Annotated in this window: 6 protein-coding genes; 5 read left to right on the top strand and 1 reads right to left on the bottom strand. The window is 40.4% G+C overall.

Annotated features, from left to right (window positions below; all coding sequences use genetic code 11):
• Window positions 1–152: 152 nt before the first annotated feature.
• Window positions 153–995, bottom strand: coding sequence for a nuclease-related domain-containing protein (locus WB217_RS03570; RefSeq protein WP_423990705.1), 843 nt, complete (start codon window positions 993–995; stop codon window positions 153–155).
• 407 nt (window positions 996–1,402) lie between these two features.
• Between WB217_RS03570 and lepA the strand changes: the two genes are divergently transcribed.
• From lepA to WB217_RS03545, 5 genes are all read left to right on the top strand, one after another.
• Window positions 1,403–3,238, top strand: coding sequence for a translation elongation factor 4 (gene lepA / locus WB217_RS03565; RefSeq protein ID WP_423990703.1), 1,836 nt, complete (start codon window positions 1,403–1,405; stop codon window positions 3,236–3,238).
• 109 nt (window positions 3,239–3,347) lie between these two features.
• The gene (gene hemW / locus WB217_RS03560; protein WP_423990701.1) at window positions 3,348–4,487 is read left to right on the top strand and encodes a radical SAM family heme chaperone HemW; all 1,140 of its coding nucleotides are present in this window, start codon (window positions 3,348–3,350) and stop codon (window positions 4,485–4,487) included.
• 76 nt (window positions 4,488–4,563) lie between these two features.
• A complete protein-coding gene (gene hrcA, locus WB217_RS03555; protein ID WP_423990699.1) occupies window positions 4,564–5,595 on the top strand; it encodes a heat-inducible transcriptional repressor HrcA in 1,032 nt (343 codons plus the stop codon).
• Between the two features lie 171 nt (window positions 5,596–5,766).
• Window positions 5,767–6,348 (top strand): nucleotide exchange factor GrpE, encoded by a 582-nt coding sequence (gene grpE, locus WB217_RS03550; protein WP_423990697.1) that lies wholly within the window; start codon window positions 5,767–5,769, stop codon window positions 6,346–6,348.
• Window positions 6,349–6,383: 35 nt separating this feature from the next.
• On the top strand, window positions 6,384–7,131 hold a 748-nt coding region (locus tag WB217_RS03545; protein WP_423990695.1), incomplete at its 3' end, for an Hsp70 family protein.

The following is a 7,131-nucleotide window of genomic DNA, read 5'->3' as shown; positions in this document are numbered from 1 at the left end:
CCATAAAAGTAAGAAGATGGAATCCGGGCACTAATGAAGCCTATAAATGCCTGTAAAAGCGATAAAGTAGAATTTAGATATACCACTGATTTCATTGACATCAAAAAAAGTCACCAATGATATCATTGGTGACCAAATCAAAAATTAAAAAATCATTCATAGTATGACCATTTTCCCGAACCTAAAACTATGAATTTCTCCTTCAATATCTTTCTGATTGTTTTCTTTGGAAAAATACCGCCACTCCATTCATAGATGATATTCGTAGTGATCTTTTTAGTTGGATATAAGATCTGATACTCCTCAATACATCGTAAGAGAGCGTTTTTCATATTCTCATGCATTCCGCATTTATTACATGTTAATATGACCGGGCGATACTCCTCCATTACCGTACCGCATGACTGGCAAAACACTCCTTTTCGCAATTGGGCATAATCATACTGGGGTATTTTGGTGAAAGGAGATTTCGTCAAATGGGATGAAAGTAATTTTTCCGAAAGTCTGTCATGGTGGTTATTCAATATCGACTTCTGATTATTAATTTGTTTAATAAAACGATTGAGATTAGTTGGGAGGATGGTTCGCCGGTCAAGGGGGGCATGGTATAAAGTGAATCCGGGATTAATAAAAACGAGAAATGCAGCTATGGGGTTTTTTACTCCAATACTATTAAAAAGCTGTCTTAAAAGTGATTCGTTCCTCTCTAATTGGAGCCATGGATTTTTTACTTCGGTTCCGTTTTTCTTCTTGAATTTGTCACCTTCAAAATAAAATTCTCCTTCGTAGTTCTTCACCTCAAAAAGATAAGTGAGATTCTCGGAAATCATCAGAGAGTCAATTTGAAAATGAGAATGATTCAATTCAAAAAGTAAATCATTGAGCACATAAGATTCTATTCCTATTCCGTGTAAATACTCATCAAACATAACCTCGCCTTCAAAACCTTTTTGGAGATTTAAATAATACTGTTTGTCTTTTTCTTCTAAATCCATCCGAAAATCCAATGCCTTCAAACCTCTTAATTCTTCTGATTCAGAGCGTTCCTTCTTAAATAACATGATCCACATCCTTTCTCCTCTATTTTTATGGAAAAGTATACAAATATCCAGTGAACGTTTTAGTACATATACAGCTCGTAGCCTATTCATTAGCATGGATTTCTCTGTTAAACAAGGCTGTTGATTTTCGTTTCAGGCGCTTGGCTTTCCGCGGGTCTGGCGCTGAGTCCGCAGGAGTCTAAGCGCCTTCCGCTACAATCAACAGGGTTTAAAAAAGATAAAAAACTCTATCAATCCACTATCATGTAGACTGCACTTTTCGTTTTTCATTGAATCTTGATATTCCTGCTGATATAATCAACAATAGTGTACATGCGCGAGTATAGTAGGAGTGAAACGCAATGAACAGAGAAGATAGACTTAAAAGACAAAGCAAAATACGTAATTTTTCGATTATCGCCCATATTGACCATGGTAAGTCTACATTGGCTGACAGGATTCTCGAGAAGACGAATGCATTAACATCTCGTGAGATGAAGGATCAGCTTTTAGATTCCATGGATCTAGAGCGTGAACGCGGAATTACAATTAAATTGAATTCAGTGCAATTGAAATATAAGGCGAAAGACGGAGAAATCTATACATTCCATTTGATTGATACTCCTGGACACGTCGATTTCACATATGAGGTTTCACGAAGCCTGGCAGCTTGTGAAGGTGCTGTACTAGTTGTCGATGCCGCACAGGGAATCGAAGCACAGACTTTGGCGAACGTGTACCTGGCAATCGATAATGACCTGGAGATTGTGCCGGTCATCAATAAGATTGATTTACCAAGTGCGGATCCAGAGCGTGTAAGAAATGAGATTGAAGAAGTAATCGGTTTGGATGCTTCTGAAGCTGTTCTTGCGTCTGCAAAAGCGGGAATTGGGATTGAAGAAATCCTTGAACAAATCGTTGCTAAGGTTCCGGCTCCGGAAGGGGATCCCGATGCACCTTTGAAAGCCTTGATTTTTGACTCTCTATATGATGCCTACCGTGGTGTTGTAGCCTATATTCGGGTGGTCGATGGTACGGTCAAGGTTGGAGATAAAATTAAGATGATGGCGACAGGCAAGGAATTTGAAGTGACAGAGGTAGGAGTGTTTACTCCAAAATCGACTCCTTCAGCAGAGCTGACTGTTGGTGATGTAGGCTTTTTAACAGCGGCTATTAAAAATGTTGGCGACACGCGTGTCGGTGATACAATCACTAATGCGAAAAATGGTGCTACTGAAGCGCTTCCCGGTTATCGTCGCTTGAACCCGATGGTGTATTGCGGTTTGTATCCTATTGATAGTGCTAAATTCAACGATTTAAGAGAAGCTCTTGAAAAACTTGAACTTAACGATTCAGCACTTCAATTTGAGCCGGAAACATCACAGGCACTAGGATTTGGATTCCGCTGTGGATTCCTTGGACTTCTTCATATGGAAATCATCCAGGAGCGGATCGAACGTGAATTTAAAATTGATCTAATCACCACAGCACCAAGTGTTATTTACGATGTTATCATGACTGACGGTTCTGAATTGAAGGTGGATAATCCATCAAACATGCCAGACCCTCAAAAGATTGCACGTGTTGAGGAGCCTTATGTAAAAGCAACAATGATGGCTCCGAATGATTATGTCGGTGCAATCATGGAGCTTTGCCAGGACAAACGTGGAATTTTCATCGATATGCAATATATGGATGAAACTCGTGTGAATATTGTATATGAAATTCCGTTATCCGAAATTGTTTACGATTTCTTCGATCAGTTGAAATCAAGTACAAAAGGCTATGCATCATTTGACTATGAATTGATTGGCTATAAACCATCTAAGCTTGTTAAAATGGATATCCTTTTAAATGCTGAAAAAGTAGATGCCTTGAGCTTCATCGTTCATAATGATTTTGCATATGAACGCGGAAAAATCATTGTTGAGAAATTGAAGGATTTAATTCCCAGGCAGCAGTTTGAGGTTCCAATCCAGGCAGCAATCGGTCAAAAAATCGTGGCTCGTTCAACGATTAAAGCTATGCGCAAAAACGTATTGGCTAAATGTTACGGTGGGGATATCTCACGTAAACGAAAGCTTCTTGATAAGCAAAAAGAAGGTAAGAAACGGATGAAGCAGGTTGGTTCTGTTGAAGTTCCGCAAGAAGCCTTCATGGCCGTTCTGAAAATGGACGATACCACTCCGAAGAAATAAAATAGCAAGGGAGGCTGGATGTACTTGTGGATGCAAGTGTATCTAGCCTCTTTTTTCAATAGTTATTCAGTTAAATCATGGCTAAGGCCTCTTAGGAAGTGATCGATAAATGAAAGCAGCATATATCCATATTCCATTCTGCCATCATATTTGCCATTACTGCGACTTTAACAAGGTATTCATGAAAGGGCAGCCTGTTGATGAATATTTGCAATCGCTAGAAAAGGAAATGGAGCTAACAGTAAAAGGAAATCCAAGTGTTCTTGAAACGGTCTTTGTCGGTGGCGGGACACCGACTGCCTTAAATGAGATGCAACTCGAAAAACTGGTCGTGGCTATCCAAAATCAGCTTAGAATCGACAAAAATACTGAATATACCTTCGAAGCGAATCCTGGTGATCTATCAAAGGAAAAGCTGGCAATCCTAAAGGATGCTGGAGTTAATCGATTAAGCTTTGGGGTACAAACCTTCAATGATGAACTCCTTAAAAGAATTGGCAGGAGCCATCGTGCAAAGGATGTCTTTGAATCAATCGACAATGCAAAAGCAGTAGGCTTTGAAAATATCAGTGTTGATCTTATTTACAGCCTACCCGGCCAGACAAAGAATGATGTCATAGAATCCATTCATACAGCACTAAGTCTGGGACTTGTCCATTATTCTGGCTATTCACTGATCATTGAGCCAAAAACTGTTTTTTATAACCTTATGCAAAAGGGCATGCTTGCAGTTCCGGGAGAGGATGCAGAAGCTGAAATGTATGAAACGCTTATGGAGCAAATGGAGCTTCATGGGCTGCATCAATATGAAATCAGCAACTTTGCTGTTCCTGGGTTTGAAAGCAGGCATAATTTAACATATTGGAATAATGAAGAATACTATGGATTCGGAGCAGGGGCACACAGCTATATAAACGGTATGAGGCAATCCAACTACGGTCCGCTCAAAAAATATATGGAGCCGTTGGCGAAGGATGAGCTGCCAATCATGGATGCGCACCAAGTCTCCCGCGAGGAAAAGATAGAAGAGGAAATGTTCCTTGGACTAAGGAAAACAGAAGGTGTATCGATTCGACATTTTCAGGATAAATTCAATGAAAATCCAATTCATTTATTTGCTGAGCAAATTAATCAATGGTCTGAAAAAGGACTGTTAAAAATGGATGAGAAACGTATCTTCTTAACTCGGCAGGGACGGATGCTCGGCAATGAAGTTTTTCAATCATTCATTGGGGTATCAAATCATTGACATCCTCAGCGTTTATTGATAAATTATTTTTAGAATTAGCACTCGTTCTTATAGAGTGCTAACAGAGGTGATGATGTTGTTAACAGATCGTCAGGTGCTAATATTGCAGGTGATTGTTGATGACTTTATTCGTTCAGCTCAGCCGATAGGTTCAAGGAGCTTGTCGAAAAAAGAGGAAATAACCTTCAGTTCGGCTACAATCCGGAATGAAATGGCAGATCTAGAGGATCTAGGTTTTATTGAAAAAACCCATACTTCTTCGGGTAGAATTCCTTCGGAGAAAGGGTATCGTTATTATGTTGATAATCTTCTGCTGCCGCAAAAGTTGAATCATTCAGATATGGCTGCGATTAATTCCATTTTTGCTGAAAGAATTTACGAGCTTGAAAAAATCGTTCAAAAATCAGCAAAGATCCTTTCGGAAATGACCAATTATACGTCGATTGTCTTAGGGCCAGCTGTAAAGGACAATAAATTAAAAAAGCTCCAGATTGTCCCGTTGAACAAAGATACCGCGATCGCGATTATCGTAACGGATACAGGTCATGTGGAAAATAGGATGTTCCATTTTCCAACAAGTGTTGATCCTTCGGATGTTGAAAAAATGGTCAATATTCTCAATGAACGTTTGGCAGGCGTTCCTCTTACAAATCTTAACTCAAAGATTTATAAGGAAATTGCTGTGTTGCTGCGTCAGCATATAAGCAGCTATGATTTGCTTCTGAATACGATAACCGATACTTTGAACATGCCTGCGCATGAAAAGGTATTTTTCGGAGGCAAGACCAATATCCTGAGCCAGCCTGAATTCAATGATGTTGAAAAAATCCGCAGTCTTATGAACATGATTGAGCAAGAGGATGGACTATATCAGCTGATCAGGAAGAATCCTGCTGGAATCAACATTAAAATTGGCACGGAAAATGATAATTCCGCCATGGAAAATTGCAGCCTCATTACAGCTACCTATTCGATGGGAGCTGAAAAACTAGGTACGATTGCTGTGCTTGGTCCAACGAGGATGGAATATTCACGGGTAATAAGCCTGCTCCAATTGATCAGTACAGACCTTACAAAGGTGTTGACGGAGCTGTATCAAAATAAATAGGCATGGAAATATTGATTAAGGGTGGAGTAGCCTGTTCCATCCCGAATTGTCATGTGTTTTCTGATGAAGACCAGATCCGTCTGTATCCTTCATTGAAATAAATGTACTACCGGGCGTTGCCCGACCAACATCTGCGGCAAGGCCGCCATTCTTTAAGGGAGGTGAGTTAACGTGACAGAAGGAAGAAACACTGAGCAAGAGTTGAACAGCCAGTTGGAGGAAGAGACGGTTGAAGAGGTTTTTGCTGAAAATGAAGCTTCTGAACAAACTGAAGAAGTTCCTGATCAGGAGCAAGATCCAGCTCAGCTTAAAATAGCTGAATTGGAGGCGAAACTTGAGGATGCTGACAACCGTTACCTGCGCCTACAAGCTGACTTTGATAACTTCCGCCGCCGATCAAGGATTGAACTTGAAGCGAGCGCTAAATATAAAGCACAAAGCGTAATCACTGATCTGCTCCCAGCTATTGATAATTTTGAGCGAGCATTGAAGATGGAAGTAGATAACGAACAGGCAAAATCCCTTATGCAGGGAGTCGAAATGGTTTACCGCAGCTTGCTGGATGCTCTTAAAAATGAGGGTGTTGAAGCAATTGAAGCTGTTGGCAAAGAATTTGATCCACATCTTCACCAGGCCGTCATGCAGGCTGAAGATCAAAATTACGGTTCTAACATCGTAGTTGAAGAGTTCCAAAAAGGTTATATGCTTAAAGACCGCGTAATTCGTCCAGCAATGGTAAAAGTGAACCAATAATCGCGGTTACATATTTTAGCTAGGAGGTAATAAATATGAGTAAAATCATCGGTATTGACTTAGGTACAACTAACTCTTGTGTTGCCGTACTTGAAGGCGGCGAGCCAAAGGTTATTCCAAATCCAGAAGGAAACAGAACAACACCTTCGGTAATAGCATTTAAAAATGGGGAGCGCCAGGTAGGCGAGGTTGCTAAGCGCCAGGCTATCACAAACCCTAATACAATCATTTCAATTAAGCGTCACATGGGTACAGACCATAAAGTTGAAGCTGAGGGCAAGGAATACTCACCTCAGGAATTATCTGCTGTCATTCTTCAATACTTGAAGTCTTATGCAGAAGACTATCTTGGTGAGCCTGTAACAAAGGCTGTAATTACCGTACCAGCATACTTCAATGATGCAGAACGTCAGGCTACTAAAGATGCAGGTAAAATTGCAGGTTTGGAAGTTGAACGTATAATTAACGAGCCAACTGCAGCCGCACTTGCATATGGCCTTGACAAAATGGATGAAGACCAGACAATCCTAGTTTATGACCTAGGTGGCGGTACGTTTGACGTTTCCATCCTTGAATTGGGCGATGGAGTATTTGAAGTAAAATCTACTGCTGGTGACAATCGTCTTGGCGGCGATGACTTTGACCAGGTAATCATTGACTATTTGGTTGAGCAATTCAAGAAGGAAAACGGCATCGATCTTTCAAAAGACAAAATGGCTCTTCAGCGCTTAAAGGATGCAGCTGAAAAAGCTAAGAAGGATCTTTCTGGTGTAACTTCTACAC

Source organism: Mesobacillus sp. (assembly GCF_049588175.1).
Taxonomy (GTDB): domain Bacteria; phylum Bacillota; class Bacilli; order Bacillales; family Cytobacillaceae; genus Mesobacillus.
This window is presented reverse-complemented; position numbering and strand designations above follow the sequence as displayed.